Source organism: Chroococcus sp. FPU101 (assembly GCF_017312365.1).
Taxonomy (GTDB): domain Bacteria; phylum Cyanobacteriota; class Cyanobacteriia; order Cyanobacteriales; family Microcystaceae; genus Chroococcus.
In genome coordinates, this window is sequence record NZ_BLJI01000002.1 from 190374 (window position 1) to 213593 (window position 23220).

Genomic DNA, 23220 nt, shown 5'->3' on the forward strand with positions numbered 1-23220 from the left:
GCAAAGGCCGTAATTCATGGAAAAAAAGATCACTCGTAGACACTATCATGAGAAAACGGAGTACCAGATAACATAGTCCCACCTTCAACTCCAATCTATTGCCCTGAAGCGATCGCTATGACTGACCAACTGACTCAAAAATCTTTGACCCTACCGATACCTCCAAATGAGACTGAGCGGTTGTCGGCACTGCATCGCTACAAAATTCTCGACACGCCTCCAGAAGTGGCATTTGATCGCATTACTACTCTAGCAGCACGGTTGTTTAAAATGCCGATCGCCCTCATTTCCCTAGTCGATGAATCAAGAGCCTGGTTCAAGTCCTGCATTGGCTTCGATGCTCGTGAAGTGCCGCGTGATGACACACTTTGCAGCTTTGCCGTCTTAACTGATGAGCCTCTGATTATTCCTAATACTCGGCTTGATAAGCGTTTTGCCTGCAATCCCTTCGTACAAAGTGAACCAGGGGTGCGGTTCTATGCAGGTGCGCCCCTGCTCAGTCATGACGGCTTTAATTTGGGAACACTTTGTCTGCTCGACAGTCAGCCCCATGATCCATTAACCCCAGAGCAACAGGCGACTCTAGTTGACCTAGCAGCAATGGTAGTCGATGAACTAGAACTGAGATTAGCGGCTCAGAAGATTGCTCAGGTCGATGCGGCATTGCTAGAGATTACCCAAGGCGTATCGACAGTAACGGGTGGTGCTTTTTTCGATGCGCTGGTACAGCATTTTGCCAAAGTTTTAGAAACAGATTATGTTTACATTGGCTTAATAGAAGGTGATGACCCCAAACAGCTAAGAACGATCGCCACCTTGGCTCAAGGTCAAATTGTAGATAACCTAACCTATCCACTACAAGATACACCCTGCTGGGAAGTGATTGGGCAACGCAAAATTTGCTGCTACCCGCGCAATGTACAGACTCACTTTCCGAATGCGCCCTTACTCAAGCCGCTCTCCGTTGAAAGTTATATAGCGGCTCCCTTTTTTGACTCTGACGGCAAACCTCTGGGGATTTTAGGGGTGATGGATGGTAAACCTTTAGAGAATGTGCATTTAGCGGAATCGTTGCTGGCAATTTTTGCTAGTCGTGTTGCCACTGAGATAGAGCGACAGCAAACAGAAGATGCTCTGCGCGAATCGGAAGAACGCTATCGAGCTTTTGTAGCTCACAGTAATGAAGGAATTTGGCGATTTGAGTTAGAAGAACCGCTCTCAATCACAATTGATGAACATTCCCAAATTGAGCATATGTATCAATATGGTTATCTGGCTGAATGTAACCTAGTAATGGCTCAGATGTATGGCTTTTCTGAGATTGAAGAGATTGTTGGAGTACGGTTGGGCGAATTTTTATCTTCATCCGATCCTCGCAATATAGACTATTTACAATCGTTCATTCGCTCTGGCTACCGACTGAAAGATGCAGAATCTTATGAAGTTGATCGCTTTGGCAACGCAAAATACTTCGCCAATAATTTAGTTGGCATTATCCAAGATGGTTATCTGATTCGAGCTTGGGGAAATCAACGGGACATTAGCGATCAAAAATTAGCAGAAGAACAATTGCGTGAATCAGAAAAGTTTTTAAAGGGAATCAACGAAACTGCGCCGAATCTACTTTATATTTACGATCTAAATGAACGGCGAAATTTGTACGTCAGTCCACAAATTTTTCCGATGTTAGGCGTTTTGCCTAAAGACGTGCAAGGAATCGGTTCACAGCTTTTCGCTGAATTGTTCCATCCCGAAGATCTCGAACAAATCGTACAGCATCACGACCGAATTCGAGCCGCAAGAGAAGATGAGATTTTTACCATCGAATATCGCATGAAACACTCAAGCGGTCAATGGCGTTGGCTGGCAAGCCGCGATTTGATTTTTGCCCGCGATGAACTGGGAAAGCCAGTACAAATTCTCGGTTCGGCAATAGACATCACCGAGCGCAAACAAGCTGAAACCGCTTTACTTGAAAGTGAAGCACAGTTTCGTCTATTGGCTAACACCGTTCCGCAACTGATCTGGACGGCTCAAGCGGATGGTGGGATCGATTATCTAAATGAACAGTGGCTAGAATACACGGGCATCCAGGCGCAAGCATTTTACGAATGGGGTTGGCAACAGATTATCCATCCCGATGATTTACCGCACACGCTAGAGGTTTGGACAGCAACCTTACAAACAGGCGACCCAATTGAGATCAAACACCGTTTCCGCCATCTAACAGGTGAGTGGCGTTGGCAATTGGTACGCGGTGTTCCGTTCAAGAACGAAATAGAGCAAATTGTCAAGTGGTTTGGTACCTGCACCGACATTCACGAGAGCGTGATGCGCGAGCAAGACACGCAGTTCTTGTCAGACCTCGGTGAAGCGATTCGCACCAGCAATAATCCTGATGAGTTGATAACGACGACAGCCGAAATGATTGGGCAGTATCTGCAAGTCAAGCGATGCTACTTTGCCGAAATTGATGAAGCACACGATCGCTGGCGGATCAACAGCGACTATCATTCCTCGCTGCCTTCGATGGTGGGTGAATACCGCGTCTCGAACTATCCACCCGTCATTCTGGATCTCCAGCGAGCAGGACACCTGTACATCTCCGACGACAATCAGATCGATCCGCGCACAGTTGATTATTATGCCACCGCTTATAAGCCATTGGGAATCCGCGCTCATATTGCCGTGCCGTTCTTTAGTGACGGGCGTTGGGCGGTGAATCTGATTGCAGCAACCGATGAGCCGCGTCAGTGGCAAGCCCGCGAAATCAATCTGCTCTCGTCGGCGGCGGAGCGTGTCTGGTTGGCGGTCGAAAAGCTACGGTCACAAATTGCTCTGCACGACAGTGAGGCGCAAATCCGCCATATTATAGAAAGTATCAATGATGGATTTTTTGCGCTCGACGAGAACTGGCAATTTATCTACGTCAATCAAGCTGCCGAAACTCTCACGGGTCGCACCTCAAACGATTTGCTTGGCCGAATTTTCTGGGAAGAATTTCCAGGTGTCAATGGTAGCGAGTTTGAGCAGATGCATCGGAGCGTGATGCGCGATCGCGTCGCTGCCTCGCAGACTGCGTTCTATCCAGATCACGATCGCTGGTATGAAGTCAATAGTTATCCTGCGGCTAACGGTATTACAGTTTTTTTCAGAGATGTGACCGCTCGTAAACAAGCTGCACTTCAGCTACAGCAACAAGCCTCGGAACTTATTAAGCTAAATGTGGCTCTAGAGCAAACCGCCTCTAAGTTAAGTGAACAAAATCAAGAGTTAGATCGTTTTGTTTATACTGTCTCTCATGATCTCAAAGCTCCTTTGCGGGCGATTTACAACCTGTCTTCTTGGATTGCTGATGATTTAGAAGGGCAACTCGACGAAGAAAACCTGCACCAAATGAAGCTTTTGCAGAGTCGGGTTGTTCGCATGGAAGCCCTGATTAATGGATTGCTTTCCTACTCTCGGATTGGTCGTACTGAAATCGTTACCGAACGGGTCAAAGTTGATGAATTGCTCTCGGAAATTCTCGACTCTCTGACGATTCCCTCGACCTTTACTATTTTTGTACAGCCAGAAATGCCAATTCTCTTGACTGAAAGATTACTTTTATCCCAAGTCTTTTCTAATCTCATTAGCAATGCTATCAAATACAATGATCGCATCGATGGTCGGATCGAAATTAGAGCTAATCTAAAAGGAGAATTCTACGAATTTTCGGTCGCCGATAATGGCCCTGGTATTGCACCAGAGAATCATGAGCGAGTTTTTGAGATCTTCCAAACGCTGAACGGACAAGAAAATCCAGAAAGTACAGGGATCGGTTTATCGATTGTTAAGAAAATTATTGAAACAGAAGGCGGCTCGATCATTTTGGAGTCAAACTTAGGTGAGGGAGCAACTTTTCGCTTTACTTGGAAGAATCGACACGAAGCGGCAAAAATTGCAGAATAATAATTTTTGCTCAAAAAACTATTTTTGCTCATTCATTAGACTAAAACTATTATAAAGACTCATTGATTTTTCAAACCCTTCTTTAAGACTTAAATCAACTGCTTTTTCGGCTACTTTCAAAATTTCAGAGGTAATTTGTGCTTCTTGAGACGTGAATTTCCCTAAAACATGGGATATCGTTTCTTTTTGTTGATCTTTTCCGATCCCAATTCGCAAACGAGGAAAATTTTGGCTATTGAGATGAGAAATAATTGATTTCATGCCATTATGTCCCCCCGCAGAACCCGATAAACGTAATCTGAGTTTACCCAAGGGTAAATCCATTTCATCATAAATGACTAAAATCGATTCTGGAGATAGCTTATACCAGTCTACAACCGCTTGTACCGCCTGCCCAGAACGATTCATATAAGTTGTAGGTTTGAGAAGGCGAATTTTGTTGCCATAGCGGTGTTGTCCTTCGCTAAAATATCCCTGAAATCGCTTATTTTGTTGCCAAGATAATCCCCACGCATTAGCTAAAATATCCACAGCTTCAAAACCGATATTATGTCGCGTTTTGTGATATTTTTCTTCGGGATTTCCTAAACCAACAATTAATTCAGGGATCACAATCGATTTAGGTGAGGTTTGAGTCATAATCTGGCAATTTTCGTTTCAATGCAGCAGACTTTCGAATAATAAGCTAACACCGCTTGTCAAACTAATCTAACTCAGCTTAAGATTTCTGAAATAGATGCTCTAGATAGACTTTAGCGCAGTTTTTATAAGTCCGAGAAGGTTTAGGGTTCTGCTTTTTCTCATTTTGCAATAAGAACACGGATAAAGCAACGGCAAAAACTTGATCTTGATCCCAGTTCGGATGACTATCTAAATAGTGCTGAAGAGATTCATGAAGTTCTTCTGGGATTTCTGTCAAAATACTGATTGATGTACTCATAGTGACCTCAAAAAAGGAAAAAGAAAATCCCTCACTGACGGCAACTTAAAAGAAGCATAACTTTTTTAAGTGGTCGAAGCTAGGTAAGCGTGCAAGATAAAAAATTTGACGTGATGACTATTTTCAAGGAATGTAGGTCGAGTTGTCAATGCTACGAAACGTTACAAAACTCTTCAGAAAAATTATAGATTTACGAGAAAATAAGGATCACAGGTCATTTTTTTTTACATTACTTCATGTTAACTCAGTATTTGTCAATTTTTTAGTTTTACAAACGTTTCTTTTTTATTGTTCTCAACCCCAGATTCTATCGTGCTATCCTGTGGAAAACTCTGGGTAAATTGTGGAAAACTAGAAAAAAGCTGTGGAAAAAATGGGGAATGTATGGGGGAAAACTAGACCAAAAAATAAGAATTGCAAATTTAGTCATCTGTTAATTGTCAAGATTATGTTTTGTGACTTTTTTGTTGTTGTCGCCATTGGTGTGCTTGAAACTGAATCATATTAATCTCATCTGTAGTTAAACGATCTAAATGACCTAAAATCAAGCTCATTCGTCCTTGATCACGCAGTTGATCTTGATGACGTAATAAAAAATCCCAATAGAAATAATTAAACGGACAAGCTTTTTCACCTATACGTGTGTTCTTCTGATAAACACATTTACCACAATAGTCGCTCATTTTATCAATATAATTGGCAGAAGCAGCATAGGGCTTTGATGCTAACAGTCCACCATCGGCAAATTGTCCCATTCCTATTACATTGGTTTGCATCACCCAGTCATAAGCATCAATAAACACCGCATGAAACCAATTTTCGATTTCTTGAGGAGAAACGCCTATAATCAAAGCAAAGTTATTCAATACCATCAATCTTTGAATATGATGAGCATAGCCCATTTTTTCGACTTGGGAAAGCGTTTGATGTAAACAGTTCATATCCGTTAGTGAACTATCCCAATAAAAAGCGGGCAAAGGTTCAGTATGATTAAACCAATTATTTTGGGCGTAGTTTTCATCACTGTAATGATAAAAACCGTGTAAATATTCCCGCCACCCCAAAACTTGACGAATATATCCTTCTATGCTGTTTATTTCTAATTTTTGTTCATAAAAAGCGTTTTCGACAGCTTGGATGACTTCAAAGGGTGTCAGTAAGCCAAGATTGAGGTATGGAGAGATTAAACTTGCCACATGGTTTCCTCTCCAGTAATCATCGCATCTTGATAGGGGCCAAATGTCGCTAAATTATGTTGTATAAAATGCTCAAGAATGATTAATGCTTGTTGTCGAGTTACTCCCCAGCGAAAGGGTTGAATGTTGCCATACAAAGGAAAATCAAATTTATTAACTGTTTCAATGACTTCTAATGTGATCTCATCAGGTTCAAACCAAATGGGTTTAGGTGTTTTTAACTCTCCTTTCGGGGGTTTACGATTTTCCTTATCAAAATTCCATTTTCCCCCGATCGGATCTTTGCCATTCATCAGAACCTTAAATCGTTTGCGCCCTTCTCGATAAAAATCCTCTAACAATAAACGTTTACGAGTTTTGGCCCAAGTTTTAAACTCATCCGTTGACCACAAAAAATGATTATTTGGAATTAGAGTAATTTTACAATTAAGCTTAAGTTCTTGGATTAGTTTCAGAAAAGGTCGATCGTTTGGAGTCATCACCCGTAATTCTGTAATCTTTTCTCGTTTGATCCAATTCTGAAGGGGAGTGAGAAAATCATCAGCTTTTTCATAACTCACTCGATAACCCGACTGTTTTAATTCTTCAGCAAAATGACGCATTGCTGACCAAACTAAAACCACTTTTTGTCGATGATACCAACGCTCTTTAATATGATTACAAGATTCAATGAGAATAACTGGAGTGATCTTAGGGTTTTGTGAACAACTTTTCTTAGCGGCTGGCTCTAACCACAATTGATCGCCTAACATCCAAATACCGATCGTCATAAAAGTTTATTTTTTAGATTCTTTTCTAAAAATAATACATTTATCCTACTGTTGCAAAACTAAACGGGCTAAACCGACACCTGGATAATAATGCCCTAAAATTTCTTGATAATCATAACCTTTCTTGGCATACTCATAAGCCCCTGTTTGACTCATGCCTTTTCCACCATGAGCGCGGGCGACAATTTCATCGGTTGCAGCATACAATGATTCTACGACACCCCCTTGATAACTGAGGATTTGACCTGCTGTTTCATTGACTGCATGATGACTTGTATTATATTCGCTTTGTAAGCCTTTATAGACCTGCCAGCGTTGGGTATTGCCCAGATTATACCAAGGACTCGCGGGCCGAATCAGATGGACTAACGCATAGGAACGAGCCGCGATCGCCTGTGCTTTTAGTGCTTCGGTGGGGGCGTTGGGGTGCATTTCACTACCCACGACACTATATAAATAGTCTTCTAAGTTGACATAATTAACGACTAATAAACTACTACCTTGGGAAACAATCAGAATTTTTCCTCGATACCAGCGATCGCCTACATAAACTAAACCCCCGCTACTAGGCTGTACAAAAACAACCGAAGGGAGTACAGAATTACCAATATTTAGATTTGAACCATTGGGAATCACTGAAAAACCTTGATCAGAATGAAGTTGCTTTAAGACTTGTCCACTTTGATCCAAGACATTCGCCGACTGTGAAACACCGATCATTGATTGAGGTTCATCACGTGCGATCGCTACTCTAACTTCTAGTTGAGGAGGTTTATAAGACGGTGATGGCGGTAATGGTGCCATTTTTCGAGGTTTAGTCGCTGTCACTTTAGGTTTTTGTGTCGGTGTCTGTGCTGACTTTTCTGTAACTTCTCTCTTGACAGATTCTACTTTTTGTGATAATTCCTTTTGAGGTTCGGGAGGTTTTGGAGTGGTTTTTGGGGATGCAATGGGTTGAGGTAGGACAATAGCGGGAGACGAAGGTAAGGGCGTATTTTCGCTCATTTTGGGACTTTGGCCCAAAGCGGGTAAGATAGATTGCTGTTGGGTTTCTACAGGCTGAGGATTAGACCAATAAGCAAAGACTAAAGGAAGAAATGCGGTAACTGAAACTAAAGGAATAGCCAAGGCTCCTAAGTTTTGTACAAGCGGATTCAAAAATTTTTTTTCTTTCATAATATGAGGTCATCTGTTTTTCATCCTCAGTTAGGAACTAAGGGAAGAAAATAGGATGTAAAATCAACTGAGCGGTAGATGGCATATGCACAAAGTTCTACTACATATTATTCCCATTTTGCTTTGAAAACTATGGTTTGACAACCAAGACCGAACAAGGAGCCTCAGAAACCACTTGACTACTAACCGAATCTGAAATAATACGATCAACCCCTTTTAGTCCGCGTGTGCCTATTACCACTAACTCAGCTTGATAAATATTGGCTAAACGGATAATTTCTTCGGCAGGATCACCATTAACAATTTCGATGATACTCTCTAAAAGTTGTTTTTGAAGATCTTTGAGATGTGCTTCTGCTTGATGATAAAGTAATTCTGGAGATTGATGAGGCAGTGTTGCATCGATATCGACTCCAGTCTCAGGAGAAGGGAGAACATGAAGGAGAATAATTTCAGTTGTTGCAGTGATTTGTAAAGTTTTTAGGGCTTCTAAAATGTTTGTGGACATTTCGGAACAATCCAAAGCAACTAAAATCGTTTCTAACACTGCGATCGTCTCCTCTCAAATCAGTTATTGTATCCATACTGCCTTAGAACTATACCATCACAGTACACTTTAAATTTTAGTTTTTTAAAAACTCTTTGACGATTTTTAAATAAGTGTCAAAATCTTCTAGCATTGGAAAATGGGCAGTTTTGGACATTTCTACATACTGAATCTTATCATTTAACTTAGCCGCTTGTTGACCCAATTTCGCTGGAATAATAATATCTTTTTCTCCAGAAATTAATAAAGTTGGTGTGGTAATCTGAGCAAATTTTTGTGGCATGACTTCCACCGCTTTTTTACTAACTGAAGTAAAAATCGTTCCCAGTGCCGCCGCATAATCTGCCAATAAATAATCTTCTAAAAAAGCCAATCGTTCGGCTTTATCAATAGGACGGTGTAAAAAACGCGCCATAAATAAACGATCAGCAAAGGGAACTTTGAGAAACCAAGGATAACGAAATTTTACAACATAGCCACCAAATTTATAAAATGTCTCGAACGCTTTTTGATCATATTCAAAAATACCATTACAAGTCAAAATCGCTTTTTTAACTCGCTCTGGATAGGAAGTAATAAAATAAACTCCAACTGATGCCCCCATTGAATGACTGTGGAGATAAATTTGATCAAGCTTTAAAACATCTAATAAAAAGGCTAAATCATCGGCATATTCTTCTAAATCATAGGTCGTCTCTACCGATGTTGTGGGCAGCTTAGAACGACCAAAACCCCTTAAATCATACAACAAACAATCAAACTGATCCGATAAAGCTGTGGCGGTACGTTTCCAGTATCTAGCAGATCCGCCCCAACCGTGAATAAATACCATAACTGGTTTATTGATATTTTCATTCGGCTGGCGTATCCATTCATAATAATGATCAACGCCTCTAATATTGATGGTTTGTTGGACTTGTAGTGAGTTGGGTAACATACTAAAAAACAATAGAATAGAGTCAGTATTGGAGTCAGCAAAATTTTACATAATCTTAAGATTTTTGAATAAATGCCTATTCCTTTTGAAATTGTCTCCTTAATTGAACGTTTAAATCAAGAACTTGAGCAAATGGAACAAGAGACTATTAGGGGAGCAAATCTAGCTTTACAGTTATTAAATCGTTATACTAATAATGCAATACTAACTCAGTATTATGCTTATTTTGAAACAACTCGCTTTTTTATTATAACTACGAGAAACCAAATTCACGTCATTTAGGATTATTATTAGGTCGTGTAATCGAAGTTAAAATGAATCTTATTAGAACACAATCAAGATTAAATAACTGGTTATGATAGAAAAACTTAATTCTCAACAAGTTGCAGAGCTTGAAGAAATTCTAGATTTAGCTAGAATGACTGAACAACAAGCAAGGGAGATGTGCGAGTTATCAACAATGATTGCTTGGAAATACCAAAAACGCATCAACAACAAGTTACAGTCTACGGAAAATAATATCAGTAAATTTTAGGATATCTATTTAAGATACCCTAAACAAAATTACTTTAATTTATATTAAGCCGTTTCTTGAGTCGGTATCGAAGATGGATGAATCAAAATATCGGCGGTAGAACGTTTTTTGACCATTTCTTCGGTGATGGTACATTGTCTTAAATCTTTGCGAGATGGTAACTCGTACATCACATCTAGCATTAATTCTTCGACAATTCCGCGTAAGGCTCTTGCTCCTGTTTTGCGTCGATGGGCTTCTTGAGCGATCGCTTGGACGGCATCTGGTTTAAATTCTAACTGAACATTGTCCATCTTCAGCAGTTTTTGATACTGCTTGACTAAAGCATTCTTCGGCTGAGTTAGGATCGCCATTAATGTTTCTTCGTCTAGGGGATCGAGTGCTGCCATTACGGGAATACGACCCACAAATTCGGGAATCATGCCAAATTTAACTAAATCTTCGGGTTCTACTTGTTTAAGCAAGTCAGCCACCCGTTTATCTTTAGAAACCTGATTCTCACCTGGACGAATAAAGCCCATTGCTTTTTTGCCGTTGCGTTGTTCGATGACGCGATCTAAACCAACAAAGGCACCACCGCAGATAAAGAGAATGTTACTGGTATCAATTTGGATACAGTCTTGATAGGGGTGTTTTCGTCCACCTTGGGGCGGCACATTTGCCACCGTTCCTTCTAACATTTTCAGTAAAGCTTGCTGTACGCCTTCACCTGATACATCTCTGGTGATCGATGGATTTTCGCTTTTACGAGCTATTTTATCGATTTCGTCGATGTAGATAATGCCGCGTTGAGCTTCTTCGACATCGAGATCTGCGACTTGAAGGAGTCTGAGTAGAATATTTTCGACATCTTCCCCAACATATCCCGCTTCAGTTAGGGTTGTGGCATCCGCGACGGCAAAAGGAACCTCTAAAATCTTGGCTAGGGTTTGAGCGAGTAAAGTTTTACCTGAACCTGTCGGCCCTACGAGGAGAATGTTCGATTTTTGCAGTTCTACGATGTCATCTGTGTTCAGACCCGCTTTTCGCGATTGGATATCATTTAATCGCTTGTAGTGGTTATAAACAGCAACTGAGAGAACTTTTTTAGCCTCCTGCTGCCCGATGACATACTCGTCTAAATGCTTTTTAATTTCTCTCGGTTTGGGAATTTGAGTCAGTGAAAGCCGATCGCGGTTACTTTTCCGTTTATTTGCCGTTGGGCGTTCTTCTGGACGTGGCGCACCCGCCGTGACTGAGGTCGGCTGTTCTAACAATTCTTCGTCTAGAATTTCGTTACAGAGTTCGACACATTCATCACAAATGTAGACTCCCGGACCAGCGATCAGTTTACGAACCTGCTCCTGGGATTTACCACAAAACGAACATTTTAGGTGGGAGTCGTATTTAGACATAAGCGGTTTTACCTAAGTGATGTAACCGGGATAGTTGGATCGGCGAGGGTTTCACGAGCGATTACTTGGTCGATTAAACCGTAGTTTTTCGCATCTTGAGCCGACATATAAAAGTCGCGTTCTGTGTCGTTGGCGATCGTTTCGTAAGGTTGGCCAGTATTGCTCGAAAGCATCTCGTTGAGTCGTCTTTTGATGTAGAGAATTTCTCTGGCTTGAATTTCTATTTCGACAGCTTGTCCTTGTGCGCCACCGAGGGGTTGATGGATCATGATCCTACTGCTAGGCAGGGCCATCCGTTTGCCTTTGGTGCCACTCGAAAGGAGAAAAGCTCCCATCGATGCTGCAATTCCAAAACAAATGGTCGCTACATCAGGGCGAATTTGCTGAATGGTGTCGTAGATTGCTAGACCTGCGTAGACTGAGCCACCTGGAGAGTTGATATACAATTGAATATCTTTTTCGGGATCTTCTGCATCTAAATACAGTAGTTGTGCGACAATCGAATCAGCTACATTATCATCGATCGCGGTTCCTAAAAAGATAATTCTTTCTCGTAATAAACGTGAGTAGATATCAAAAGCTCGCTCACCCATGCCTGACTGTTCTACTACAACAGGTACAATATTTTCAGGGCCTGAGTAGATGAGTGGTGAACGATAACTCACGATTGGATAGTCAGGGGATTGTGATTGAACCATAGGGTTATAAGATGACCGCTTTCTTAGAACAATTTACGAAGATTTTGAGATTTTTTAGATTGATATTTCTTTCAAAAACCAATATATCTCGTTTTCTGGTGTTCTTTTTATTATGCCTCAAGTTTAACTTAAATGGTGCAAATATTGGGGTAGGGTAATCACCCACACCCCTATTACGTGATCACATTATTCAGTGTCTTCGATCACTGCTGCTTCTGTTTCTATTGTTTCTTCTTCAGTTTCAGTGTTTAATGTCCCTTTTGGAACTAGAGTAATTGATGCTTTTTCTTGTAGCCATTCTAAGGTTTTTTTCGTGACAATTTCTTCGGCGATGACTTCCTGCAAACGTTCTGGATCGACATCTTGTCCCGCTAGTTGTTCAGAAATTTCTTGAATACGAGCTTCAATCGCATCTGGTTCGGCTGTAATGCCTTCAGTTTCGGCAATTTTTTGTAAGACTAAGGCTTGGGTAAGTCGTTCAATGGCTTCGGGACGGATTTCCGCACGCATTTGAGGCACTGTGTCGGAATTAAACATGGAGCGAATATCTAGCCCCATCTGTTCCATCTGCATCGCGGTTTGAGTGAGCATTTGATTGACTTGTCGCTCGATCAGAGTTTCGGGTAGATCGGCTGTACTAACTTCAACTAAGGCTTTAGTGATTGCACCGTGAATACTATTTTCGGTTTCGGTTTCGGCTTGTTCTTTGTAACGTTTTTCTAAAGATTCTTTCAATTCCTCAAAAGTTTCATACTCACTGACTTCTTGAGCAAAATCGTCGTCTAGTTCAGGAAGTTCTTTCGCTTTGACTTCTTTAACGGTGATTGTAAAAATAACGGGTTTACCTGCTAAATCCTCTCTGGGATAATCTTCAGGAAAGGTTAGGGTTAAATCTTTCGTTTCTTCGGGTTTCATGCCGACAATACCCTCGATCATGCCTTCAATGAAACGCCCTTCTATTAGATCAACTCTAAAATCTGTACCTTGAACCCCTTGAATTTCTTCGCCCGCTTCTCCCGCTTCGGTCAGGGATTTTCCTTCATAATCGATAATAACAACATCCCCCAATTGAGCCGAGCGATCTTCAACTGGAACTAAAATTGCTTTTTCTTCTTGTTTTTGACTTAGCCATTTTTCGACTTCTTCGGGATCGTAAGGCGTTTCTTCGGCAGTCACTTCAAGCTTTTGATAATCTCCTGGTTCAACAGTTGGGGGAACATCAACCGACGCTGAAAAACTTAGCGGTTCACCAGGTTGGTATTTTTCGACTAATTCCTCAAAACTAGAAACCAGCTTAAGATTACCGATTGATTCGATGTTTTCTTGGCGTATGGCTTCATCTATGGCTGTTTGAATCATATCTTCAACAGCAGCCGACTTGATGCGAGCTTGTCCCATGCGTTGAATGAGGATAGGACGCGGGACTTTACCTGGGCGAAATCCTGGGATTTGAGCAGAACGTGATAAATTTTGAATAACTTTCTCGTAAGTGTTTTTTGAGGTTTCGGCAGAAATTTCGATTTCTAAGCCAACCTGAGAAGCAGGAAGTTTTTCCTGAGTAACTTTCATTGATTTTTCTATCTCTATCAATTAACAAATGGCTTCGGAATGGGGACTTCTCATGATATCCTTTTATGAGATATCGTCTCATTCAACAAGGCATAACGATCATACTATTCTAATCTAACTTTGAATGGGACATATTTGTAAACGGTAACGCTGATTGGTGACTTAAAAAAGTCTAAAGAATTAAGCAATTGAAGGAGAACAACTTGGCTATGAGCGTGCGGGTGGCTATTTTAGGGGCAACGGGAGCCGTTGGAACTGAACTTTTAGAATTATTAGAGAGTCGTCAATTTCCTTTAACGAGTTTGAAACTGTTGGCTTCTCCACGAACAGCTGGTCAAACTTTATCTTTTAAAGGAGAATTGATCGTTATTGAAGCGGTTGATGAGCATTCATTTCAAGATGTGGATATTGTTTTAGCGTCTGCGGGAAGCTCGACCTCTAAACAATGGGTTAAGACGATCGTTGATTCGGGAGCGGTGATCATCGATAATTCTAGTGCTTTTCGGATGGATCATGATGTACCTCTCGTTGTCCCCGAAATTAATCCCGCCGCCGCCGCCCAACATAAAGGGATTATTGCGAACCCAAATTGTACAACGATCCTACTGGGGATGACGATTTGGCCACTTCATCAAGTTCAACCCATTAAACGAATTGTGGTCGCAACCTATCAGTCAGCCAGTGGCGCAGGTGCAAGAGCAATGGAAGAACTCAAAACCCAAGCACAAGCGATTTTAGACCAACAACAACCCGTAGCAGAATCATTTCCTTATCCGTTGGCTTTTAACCTTTTCCCTCACAACTCGTCCTTAAATGAGTTAGGATATTGTGAAGAAGAGATGAAAATGATCAATGAAACCCGCAAAATTTTTAATGACCCTCACATTCGAGTCAGCGCGACCTGTGTCAGAGTTCCAGTGTTGCGGGCCCACTCAGAAGCGGTTAATTTAGAATTTGAGCAATCTTTCTCAGTCGAAAAAGCCAGAGAAATTTTAAAAAATGCGCCAGGGGTTCAATTAGTTGAAGATTGGCAGAATAATTACTTTCCAATGCCGATGGATGCCACTGGAAAAGATGATGTTTTAGTCGGTCGGATTCGTCAAGATCTTTCTCACCCCTGTGGTTTAGAATTATGGCTATGTGGTGACCAAATCCGCAAAGGTGCCGCTCTCAATGCTGTACAAATTGCCGAATTATTAGTCAAAAATAATCTGCTACGTCCTTCCGTCGTTGCTGTATAAAGGAAAAGAATGACCCATCAACATTTTGGACGAGTTTTAACGGCAATGGTAACCCCTTTCGATGAGTCGGGGCAGGTATCTTATGAAGTTGCAGAAAAGTTAGCTAGTTATTTAGTGACTCATGGCAGTGATGGGCTAGTGATTTGTGGTACAACAGGAGAGTCGCCCTCACTTACTTGGGCTGAAGAATATGAGTTGTTTAAAGTCGTTAAAAATGCCGTAGGAAAAAGAGCAAAGATTCTAGCGGGAACGGGATCTAATAGTACCTCAGAAGCGATTGAAGCCACCCGAAAAGCCGCCGAATTAGGTTTAGATGGCTCTTTACAAGTCGTTCCGTATTACAATAAGCCCCCCCAAGATGGACTCTATGAACACTTTAAGGCGATCGCTAAAGCTTGTCCAGATTTTCCTTTGATGTTGTACAATATCCCAGGAAGAACAGGGCAAAATCTGTTACCCGAAACGGTTGCTAAACTTGCCGAAATTGATAATATTGTGGCAATTAAAGAAGCAAGTGGGAACATTGATCAAGTTTGTCAAGTCCGTTGTCTTACTTCTCCCTCTTTTGCCATCTATTCGGGTGATGATTCTCTGACTTTACCAATGATGACCGTCGGTGGTATTGGGGTTGTTAGTGTAGCGAGTCATCTAGTCGGAGAACAAATTCAACAAATGATTCAAGCTTTTGAAGATGGAAAAACCACTTTAGCTGTAGAATTGAATCTTAAGTTGTTTAATCTGTTTAAAGTGCTATTCTGTACAACGAATCCAATTCCAGTTAAAGCAGCATTAAATCAGCAAGGTTGGTCAGTTGGAGGGGTACGTTTACCTCTGAAAACACTCCCGCTTGAGCTAATCCCCTCGTTAGAAGCGGCGATGCGAAATTTAGACTTACTATCATGATTTTTGAGCAGAATTGTTTAACTAGCCCCAGAAAAAATAGGCTAAAATAAAGATAGGTATGTATACTAAATCTCAAAAGTTGGGTAGATTAAGATCAAGCAGATAAAATTGCTCAGAAATGATAAAAACCGAGTATTAATAAATTAATTAAAAGAAACTAACTTATACTAATTTCATTTTATTTAAGCGATTAAATGACTCACAAAAACAACTCAAAATAAGGAACCTAATGACACAAAACGAAACTCAGTCGAAACTCAAAGTTATCCCCTTGGGAGGTTTACACGAGATTGGAAAAAATACCTGTATTTTTGAATACGAAGACGAAATTATTTTAGTCGATGCAGGTTTAGGCTTTCCGTCCGAAGAGATGCACGGAGTTAATATCGTATTACCCGATATGACTTATTTACGGGAAAATAGCCATAAGATTAAAGGTATGATCGTCACTCACGGTCATGAAGATCATATTGGTGGTTTACCCTATCATCTCAAACAGTTTGATATTCCAATCATTTACGCACCAAGGTTAGCAACGGCTCTCTTACGAGATAAATTAGCAGAAGTCGGGTTAGCAGAGCGAACAATTCTTGAAACAGTGTCCCCTCGGCAAACCGTCCGTTTAGGTCGTTATTTTTCAGTCGAATATATTCGCAATACTCACTCAATGGCGGATAGTTTTACGGTTGCTATTACTACCCCCATTGGTGTCATTATCCATACAGGTGATTTTAAAATTGATCACACTCCTGTAGATAAAGAATACTTCGACCTCCAAAAACTGAGCGAATACGGCGAAAAAGGGGTTTTATGTCTGCTCAGTGACTCAACTAATTCAGAAGTACCAGGGTTTACTCCTTCTGAGTTTTCAGTTTATCCCCACTTAGATCGCGTGTTTGCTCAAGCTCCTGGACGCTTGATGTTGACAACGTTTGCCTCATCGGTTCATCGAATTAATCTGGTGTTACAACTAGCTGAAAAACATAACCGTAAAGTGGTTGTCGTCGGTCGGTCGATGCTCAATGTCATCGCCCACGCTCGCAATTTGGGCTATATTAAATGTCCTGATAGTATCTTTGAACCTATCAAAGCCCTCAAGAGTTTACCTGATGAAAAGATTTTAATTCTGACTACAGGATCTCAAGGTGAACCCCTAGCAGGAATGACCCGCATTGCTAAAGGAATGCACCCTCAGATTAGAATACAGCAAGGCGATACCATTATCTTTTCGGCTAACCCGATCCCAGGAAATACGATCGCAGTGGTCAATATTATCGATCAACTGATGATGCAAGGAGCAAATGTTGTTTATGGACGTGATAAAGGGATTCACGTTTCAGGACATGGAGCGCAAGAAGATCAAAAACTGATGTTAGCCTTAACGAAACCTAAGTTCTTTATGCCTGTACACGGTGAACATCGGATGTTAGTCAAACATTCCCAAACCGCGCAAAGCTTAGGTGTTCCTCAAGATAATATTGTAATTGTCAGAAATGGCGATATCGTTGGGTTATCTCAAGACAGCATCGAGGTCATTGGACAGGTACCTAGTGGTATAGAATTAGTTGATCAAGCAGGTATCGTTCAAGAACACGTCATGCAGGATCGCCGACAACTTGCTGATGATGGAGTTGTAACGATCGCAGCTACCGTCAGTGGAGAAGGTAAACTAATTACTCAACCTGAAATTCATCTTCGAGGAGTTGTGACCAGTGTCGAGCGCTCGTTGTTAAATCAACTGATTATTCGCTCAATTGAACGCACTTTAACCGAAAAATGGGAAGAATATAGCCAAAGCTCAAATCCCGAAGCACAGTTATTACAGTTGCGTGAAGAAATTGAAACTAACTTGCAACGACTGATCAAACGAGAATTACAAAGTCAACCGTTAGTAATCTTCTTGTTACAGACAGCCGTCACTGAGTCATCAACCTCATCACGAGTTTATCGTCGTCGTCGTCCAACCGCTTCGATCGCATCGTAATCATCTTAGGGTGGGTTAATAGCCCACCTTCAACTGATACTCATTAGCTACTTCCAACCATCCTGTAATAGCATCTTGAAGATTATTCATAACTTCTTCTAAAGAATCTCCTTCAGTGATACAACCAGGCAAAGCGGGAACTTCTGCCCAGTATCTGCCTTCTTCGGCTTGATGAAGAATGGCTTTAATTTTCATAATGGCTAACTTAAAAAAATAGAGTATTTCTTTGATTCTTTATTTTAGTTTAATTCAAATCAGGCAACCAACTTTCATCTAAAACTTGTTCTAATGTAAATGCAGGTTGTAGTGGAAAAATATCTGAAGCGAGTTCGGTTTTGACAATAACGATATCTCTGGCATCTTGATAAGTCTCTTCAAAAACTTCTGTTAAATAAGATTTTAAACTAGGATTATTTTTGAGTAGTTTTTTAATTTGTTTTCTTTGCTCAATAATCGTTCCTTTCCAATTACGAGCATTATATTCTCTTTCTACACTCCAATAAGCCAATTTTAGTAAGTGTTCCAATAAAATTAGTAAACGACTTTCTAGCTTATGCTTTTGTTCGTTTCCCAAATCTTCCAACTCTTCTAATAAATGCTCCCAGTCCACTGACTCAAAACTTTTCTTTTTAATTTGTGCAATAGTTGTTTGAAGCCAGAGATAAAAGTCTTGAGTGTAAGGAGTTTGAGAAGTAAGAATAGGAATGGACATAATACTGATCTTAAAATTTATCTTTAAAAGGGTTTGGCGATCAAACCCTTATATCACATCAGTATAAAGAATTCTGCACTTTAGAGCTATTAAGGAGTGGCGGGAATAACTTTGAGAGTTGGGGCAGAATATATAGAAAGGAATACTGCATCTTCGGTACCTTCATTAATAGCCCCGTGAACTTGTAACGGTTCAGCAACATCAATCTGACCTGCGGAAATCACTTTTTTTTGTCCATCACCTAGATAATAGGTTAATTCTCCCCTAACCATGATCCAAGTATCTTGTCCGTCGGGATGAGTATGGGCGGGGACTTGTTGCCCAGGGCGAACACCCCATACGGCAATGCTAGAATGTGGTGTAATTGCTATTTCTGTAACGATCGCTTTCTCATTTGAAAAGCGGACTAAGGACTCTGCGTCGTAGGTGCGTTGGGTAGATAAAAGCTCAGTCATGATAATTTCTAGATGCTGATGTTGGTGAGAGTATAACAATTTGGATAGTTTTATTTTGTTCATCTAAGCAAGTTTTTTAAAATAGAGTAAGGATTATTTAATCTTTTCTTAGAAGTGCGATCGTTTAAGATTTGAAGAAACAGGAATCGTTTTAATCGTTATGCTGTCCCAAATCGTTCGCCCTTTAGTCCAAACACAGATCCGCTTATTGGCTAATTCTCAAGCGACTTACCCCGTTCTCATTGAGACGATTTGTCGCTGGTTAGGTTATCTCGGTGTGCAAGCAAAAGTAACTCATCTTGCCCCCACATCCGATCAAATACAGATTTCTCTATCCGTTGGAAAACCTGATTCTTGTGATCAAGCAGATTGGCAAAAAATTCTCACTCAATTAGCCCAAAACACTTGTACTCAATCTCAACCGTCCGATGAATTCAAAAAGAAAATTAGTCTTGAAGAACAAATTCTAGTTAGTCGTTTGTTAGCTTATTTGATTCAAGTCGGTAACCCAGAAAATATCTTAGAGTGGGAAACTTTAAAAGAGCAATTAACCCCACTTAATCTCGATGAAACCCTGACACAAGGCCTTAAATCCGCCTTAAAAGTTCCTCAATCGAGTGAAAGTTTGATGAAGAAACTTAATCCAGATCTAGCGGCGATCGCTTTACCAATGGCTGTTAAAATTGCGATGTTAGATCAACAGATCAATTCAGAAGAAAATACTACTTTACAGGCTTTGTTAAAGGCTTTGAATCCTGCTGTCTAAAGGATAGAGACGCATCTAATCACGTCTCTATCTGATTTTACTTAGTGTAATAAAAAGCGATTTCTTTTTCTTTTAAAGGTGCAAAGCCAGCATTAGCCAACATTTGATTTAATTCCTCTTGAGGAATATGTTTAGCACCGATGCGAACAATTCGAGAACGCATGGTATTACTTACGCCACTGCGTTGCCGTTGCGCTTCGAGTAACATTACTTTATGATATAGATCGAGTTTTTCAGTAGGAATCGGTGTCCCATCAAAGTCAATTCCTTGCGCGATCGCTACATCGATGGCATCTGCCCCTGTAGTGGTTGATTGATTTTGGTTCATTTCAACAGACATAATAAAATAAGTTGTCCTAAAACATCTTACCAGTTTGGCTTTTGTATTTTTTCCTTTCTAGAGCATTTATGTAATTATGAGTCTTTTACCGAATTATCGTCCGAAACAATTATCGCTTGGCCCGTTAGAATCAGAAATACTACATATTGTCTGGGAATTGGGAGAAGTAAGCGTTAAAGATGTTCACGATCGGATTTTATCTGATCCTGATCGAGAATTGGCTTATACTTCAGTGACAACGGTTTTACGTCGTCTGACAAACAAAGGTTGGTTAAGCTGTTATAAACAAGGACGGGTTTTCTATTGGGTTCCTTTAGTATCCCGCGAACAGGCTGAAGTGATTAAATCCTATGAACAGTTACATCGTTTTCTGTCGATTAGTAATCCAGAAGTAGTCGCCTCGTTTGCTGATAGTCTAGATACAGCAAGTGTCGAACAATTAAAAGCGATCGCATCTCGGATCGAATCAGTTCGTCGTCAACGGGAGAAGAAATAAGATGCACAGTTTAATGATGTTAGTTGCGTTGGGGATTGCTTGCGGGTTTAGGCTAAGTGTACCACCGCTTGCTCAAAAAAGTTGGCAACGTTCTTTATTTTTCTTTTTGTTTCCTCCCCTGATTTTATTGATGACATCCCTTGCGATTCTATACATGGGATATCATGGCAAAATGCTAGGCTTAAAAGCAGATTGGTTAAGCTATGTATTTGCGATTGTTTTCTTAAGTTTTGCTGGATTTAAATTGATTCAACTTTTTTATCAAGCTTGGATCGCACAACAAGAGGTACGAAAACATCCACAAACTTTAGTCGGTAATCAATTTGCTCACCTGATTGATACGGAATTTCCTTACAGCGCACAAATTGGCTTTTGGAATTCTGAATTACTCATGACTCAAGGCATTATTAAGCTTCTTGATGCTAAGCATTTAGACGCTGTTTTAGCACATGAAAAAGCGCATTATAATTATCGTGATACTTTTTGGTTTTTCTGGTTAGAGTGGCTGCGTTCTTTTACGGCATGGCTACCTAATACAAAACTTTTATGGCAAGAATTATTATTCCTCAGAGAAATTCGCGCTGATCAAATGGCTGCTCAATCTGTTGATTCTTTAATACTTGCTGAATCATTATTGATCGTTGCTGAACAAGTTAATCGAGTTTCACCTTTTGATTTTTCTCATCAGATTTGTGTAGCGTTTCATCAATCTGATCAAAGCCGTTTGCTAGAAAGAGTAAATCTGATTTTAGATGAGCCTGCGTCTACTTCGTTTCAATTAAGCTGGTACAATCGGGCTATTCTTTTAGGTTCTCTCATGCCGTTTTTTACTCTACCATTCCACGCTTAACATGATTGAACTTGGACAGCAAGCCCCAGATTTTGCCCTAAAAAACCAAGATGGCAAGTTAGTTAGTTTATCTGAATTATTATCGTCTTGGTTAATTGTTTATTTCTACCCCAAAGATGATACCCCTGGTTGTACAATCGAAGCAAAAGATTTTACTGAATTATCCTCGGAATTTAATCAACTCGGTGCCGAAATCATTGGTATTAGTCCAGACTCAGAAAAGACCCATTGTCGATTCATTAAAAAGCATCAATTATCGATTCAGCTACTGAGTGATCTAGATCATCAAGTTGCAGAAAGTTATGGGGTGTGGGGTTTAAAGAAGTTTATGGGCAAAGAATATATGGGGATTATTCGTTCAACTTTTTTAATAGCACCCGATGGCTCAATAGCACATATCTATAAAAATGTCAAGACAAAAGGTCATGCAGCAAGTGTTTTAAAAACCTTACAAGACATGGTTAGTAGATAGATGAGTGCTTTTTTAATGATTTGGAGTGGACAACTTGTCTCTTTAATCGGTTCTGGTTTGACAAGTTTTGCTCTGGGGGTTTGGCTCTATCAAAACACTGGCTCTACTACACTATTTTCTTTATTTTATCTGTTTGTGACGCTACCGTTTACGCTGGCTTCTCCTATTGCAGGTGTTTTAGTAGATCGTTGGGATCGTCGTCTAGTGATGATTTTAAGTGATACAGGGGCTGCTTTGTGTACTGGGGCGATCGCTTTTTTTTTATATAACAATCATCTGAATATTTGGTTAATTTATCTAGCAACCGCATTGATCTCTACTTTTGGGGCTTTTCAACTTCCCGCTTATCTTGCTGCGACGACTCAATTAGTACCGAAACAGTCACTAGAACGAGCCAATGGACTAATTCAGTTAGCTGATGCTGCATCTAACCTCATTGCACCGATTTTAGCGGGATATTTACTCGGAATGATTAAATTATCGGGAATTATCCTACTTGATTTTGCCAGTTTTTTTGTGTCGATGCTGACTTTATCAGTGATTTCTATTCCAAAACTCAAAACCAGTAACGACGAAACGAATAAGAAGAAAAGTACATTAATTCAAGAAGCGTTAGACGGTTGGCATTACATCGCATCTCGTCGGGGGTTACTGGGGTTGCTCGTCTATATGATGTGCAATAATTTCATCATTTATATTGCAATAATTTTATTAACTCCCCTCGTTCTCTCTTTTGCGTCTGCGGAAAATTTAGGAATGATTACATCGATGGGAGGAGTCGGAATGTTGTTAGGAAGCCTTTTATTTAGTCTTAAAGGTGGTTTACAGTCCCAAATTAAAGCTCTATTTACCTTTGTTTTTTTGGGAGGATTATCAATATTAATTGCAGGTTTGCGTTCTTCTGTACTATTAATCGGATTTGCTTCTTTTTTGGGCTTTTTTGGCATCCCTATTATTAATAGTGCATCTCGCGTTATTTTTCAAAAAAAATCGCCGTTGCATTTGCAAGGCAGAATCTTTTCTTTTTATCAAACCTCAGAAACACTTGCTTTACCCCTTGCTGCAATTTTGGCGGGGATTTTAGCCGATCGCATTTTTGAGCCGTTGATGGTTCAAGATGGACTTTTTGCGAATAGCATCGGTCAATTCATTGGTATCGGAAAAGGTCGTGGCATCGGTTTATTATTTATTTGTTTGGGTTTATTATTGATGCTAACAACGGTTTTAGCCTATTGTTACCGACCTTTGAGGTTAGTAGAAAAAGAATTACCCGATGCTATTAACTAAA

General features: G+C 40.3%; 23 protein-coding genes and 1 pseudogene. 11 read left to right on the forward strand and 13 right to left on the reverse strand.

Annotated features, from left to right (window positions below; translation table 11 throughout):
- Window positions 1-117 precede the first annotated feature (117 nt).
- Entirely contained in the window at window positions 118-3951 is a 3834-nt protein-coding gene (locus CFPU101_RS03510; RefSeq protein ID WP_206813949.1) for a PAS domain S-box protein, read from the forward strand.
- Between the two features lie 18 nt (window positions 3952-3969).
- Here CFPU101_RS03510 and pth read toward each other — a convergent pair whose 3' ends face one another.
- The 6 genes and pseudogenes from pth to CFPU101_RS03540 form a co-directional block, all read right to left on the reverse strand.
- Complete coding sequence (gene pth, locus CFPU101_RS03515) at window positions 3970-4590, reverse strand: aminoacyl-tRNA hydrolase (RefSeq protein ID WP_206813950.1); 621 nt, start codon at window positions 4588-4590, stop codon at window positions 3970-3972.
- Window positions 4591-4669: 79 nt separating this feature from the next.
- Window positions 4670-4891 (reverse strand): DUF2811 domain-containing protein, encoded by a 222-nt coding sequence (locus CFPU101_RS03520; RefSeq protein WP_206813951.1) that lies wholly within the window; start codon window positions 4889-4891, stop codon window positions 4670-4672.
- Window positions 4892-5337: 446 nt separating this feature from the next.
- Window positions 5338-6857 (reverse strand): annotated as a pseudogene (locus CFPU101_RS03525) (cryptochrome/photolyase family protein).
- 45 nt (window positions 6858-6902) lie between these two features.
- The gene (locus CFPU101_RS03530; protein ID WP_206813952.1) at window positions 6903-8033 is read right to left on the reverse strand and encodes a SpoIID/LytB domain-containing protein; all 1131 of its coding nucleotides are present in this window, start codon (window positions 8031-8033) and stop codon (window positions 6903-6905) included.
- A gap of 130 nt (window positions 8034-8163) precedes the next feature.
- Window positions 8164-8580 carry a universal stress protein gene (locus tag CFPU101_RS03535; protein WP_206813953.1) on the reverse strand — a complete coding sequence of 139 codons (417 nt, stop codon included), beginning with the start codon at window positions 8578-8580 and terminating at the stop codon, window positions 8164-8166.
- A 76-nt stretch (window positions 8581-8656) separates the two neighbouring features.
- Complete coding sequence (locus CFPU101_RS03540; protein ID WP_206813954.1) at window positions 8657-9517, reverse strand: alpha/beta fold hydrolase; 861 nt, start codon at window positions 9515-9517, stop codon at window positions 8657-8659.
- A gap of 72 nt (window positions 9518-9589) precedes the next feature.
- Here CFPU101_RS03540 and CFPU101_RS03545 point away from each other — a divergent pair, with 72 nt between their 5' ends.
- Together CFPU101_RS03545 and CFPU101_RS03550 are read left to right on the forward strand one after the other, a co-directional pair.
- Window positions 9590-9799, forward strand: a complete 210-nt coding sequence (locus CFPU101_RS03545) for a hypothetical protein (RefSeq protein WP_206813955.1) — start codon at window positions 9590-9592, stop codon at window positions 9797-9799.
- A 73-nt stretch (window positions 9800-9872) separates the two neighbouring features.
- The gene (locus CFPU101_RS03550; RefSeq protein ID WP_206813956.1) at window positions 9873-10052 is read left to right on the forward strand and encodes a hypothetical protein; all 180 of its coding nucleotides are present in this window, start codon (window positions 9873-9875) and stop codon (window positions 10050-10052) included.
- 44 nt (window positions 10053-10096) lie between these two features.
- On the opposite strand, the gene clpX is transcribed toward CFPU101_RS03550, so the two are convergent.
- From clpX to tig, 3 genes are all read right to left on the reverse strand, one after another.
- Window positions 10097-11446 carry an ATP-dependent protease ATP-binding subunit ClpX gene (gene clpX / locus CFPU101_RS03555; RefSeq protein ID WP_206813957.1) on the reverse strand — a complete coding sequence of 450 codons (1350 nt, stop codon included), beginning with the start codon at window positions 11444-11446 and terminating at the stop codon, window positions 10097-10099.
- A gap of 8 nt (window positions 11447-11454) precedes the next feature.
- A complete protein-coding gene (gene clpP, locus CFPU101_RS03560) occupies window positions 11455-12144 on the reverse strand; it encodes an ATP-dependent Clp endopeptidase proteolytic subunit ClpP (protein ID WP_206813958.1) in 690 nt (229 codons plus the stop codon).
- Window positions 12145-12330: 186 nt separating this feature from the next.
- Window positions 12331-13713 carry a trigger factor gene (tig, locus tag CFPU101_RS03565; protein ID WP_206813959.1) on the reverse strand — a complete coding sequence of 461 codons (1383 nt, stop codon included), beginning with the start codon at window positions 13711-13713 and terminating at the stop codon, window positions 12331-12333.
- A gap of 203 nt (window positions 13714-13916) precedes the next feature.
- Between tig and CFPU101_RS03570 the strand changes: the two genes are divergently transcribed.
- From CFPU101_RS03570 to CFPU101_RS03580, 3 genes are all read left to right on the forward strand, one after another.
- Window positions 13917-14954: an aspartate-semialdehyde dehydrogenase gene (locus tag CFPU101_RS03570; protein ID WP_206813960.1), complete on the forward strand. Its 1038-nt coding sequence runs from the start codon at window positions 13917-13919 to the stop codon at window positions 14952-14954.
- 9 nt (window positions 14955-14963) lie between these two features.
- Window positions 14964-15857, forward strand: coding sequence for a 4-hydroxy-tetrahydrodipicolinate synthase (dapA, locus tag CFPU101_RS03575; RefSeq protein WP_206813961.1), 894 nt, complete (start codon window positions 14964-14966; stop codon window positions 15855-15857).
- 229 nt (window positions 15858-16086) lie between these two features.
- Entirely contained in the window at window positions 16087-17841 is a 1755-nt protein-coding gene (locus CFPU101_RS03580; RefSeq protein WP_206813962.1) for a ribonuclease J, read from the forward strand.
- 15 nt (window positions 17842-17856) lie between these two features.
- Here CFPU101_RS03580 and CFPU101_RS03585 read toward each other — a convergent pair whose 3' ends face one another.
- The 3 genes from CFPU101_RS03585 to CFPU101_RS03595 form a co-directional block, all read right to left on the reverse strand.
- The gene (locus tag CFPU101_RS03585) at window positions 17857-18036 is read right to left on the reverse strand and encodes a type II toxin-antitoxin system HicB family antitoxin (protein WP_206813963.1); all 180 of its coding nucleotides are present in this window, start codon (window positions 18034-18036) and stop codon (window positions 17857-17859) included.
- A gap of 49 nt (window positions 18037-18085) precedes the next feature.
- On the reverse strand, window positions 18086-18553 hold the full coding sequence (locus CFPU101_RS03590; RefSeq protein WP_206813964.1) for a DUF29 domain-containing protein: 468 nt from the start codon (window positions 18551-18553) through the stop codon (window positions 18086-18088).
- A gap of 89 nt (window positions 18554-18642) precedes the next feature.
- Window positions 18643-19008 (reverse strand): cupin domain-containing protein, encoded by a 366-nt coding sequence (locus tag CFPU101_RS03595; protein ID WP_206813965.1) that lies wholly within the window; start codon window positions 19006-19008, stop codon window positions 18643-18645.
- 160 nt (window positions 19009-19168) lie between these two features.
- Between CFPU101_RS03595 and CFPU101_RS03600 the strand changes: the two genes are divergently transcribed.
- A complete protein-coding gene (locus CFPU101_RS03600) occupies window positions 19169-19774 on the forward strand; it encodes a hypothetical protein (RefSeq protein ID WP_206813966.1) in 606 nt (201 codons plus the stop codon).
- A 37-nt stretch (window positions 19775-19811) separates the two neighbouring features.
- Here the strand turns inward: CFPU101_RS03600 and CFPU101_RS03605 are convergent, their stop codons facing one another.
- Window positions 19812-20114 (reverse strand): DUF4090 family protein, encoded by a 303-nt coding sequence (locus CFPU101_RS03605; protein WP_242577745.1) that lies wholly within the window; start codon window positions 20112-20114, stop codon window positions 19812-19814.
- Window positions 20115-20190: 76 nt separating this feature from the next.
- On the opposite strand from CFPU101_RS03605, the gene CFPU101_RS03610 reads away from it, so the two are divergent.
- The 4 genes from CFPU101_RS03610 to CFPU101_RS03625 are packed head-to-tail and all read left to right on the forward strand — an operon-like array spanning window position 20191 to window position 23219.
- Entirely contained in the window at window positions 20191-20610 is a 420-nt protein-coding gene (locus tag CFPU101_RS03610; RefSeq protein WP_206813967.1) for a BlaI/MecI/CopY family transcriptional regulator, read from the forward strand.
- A 1-nt stretch (window position 20611) separates the two neighbouring features.
- Window positions 20612-21460 (forward strand): M56 family metallopeptidase, encoded by an 849-nt coding sequence (locus CFPU101_RS03615; RefSeq protein ID WP_206813968.1) that lies wholly within the window; start codon window positions 20612-20614, stop codon window positions 21458-21460.
- A gap of 1 nt (window position 21461) precedes the next feature.
- Entirely contained in the window at window positions 21462-21932 is a 471-nt protein-coding gene (gene bcp / locus CFPU101_RS03620) for a thioredoxin-dependent thiol peroxidase (protein WP_206813969.1), read from the forward strand.
- On the forward strand, window positions 21933-23219 hold the full coding sequence (locus CFPU101_RS03625) for an MFS transporter (RefSeq protein WP_206813970.1): 1287 nt from the start codon (window positions 21933-21935) through the stop codon (window positions 23217-23219).
- Window position 23220 lies beyond the last annotated feature (1 nt).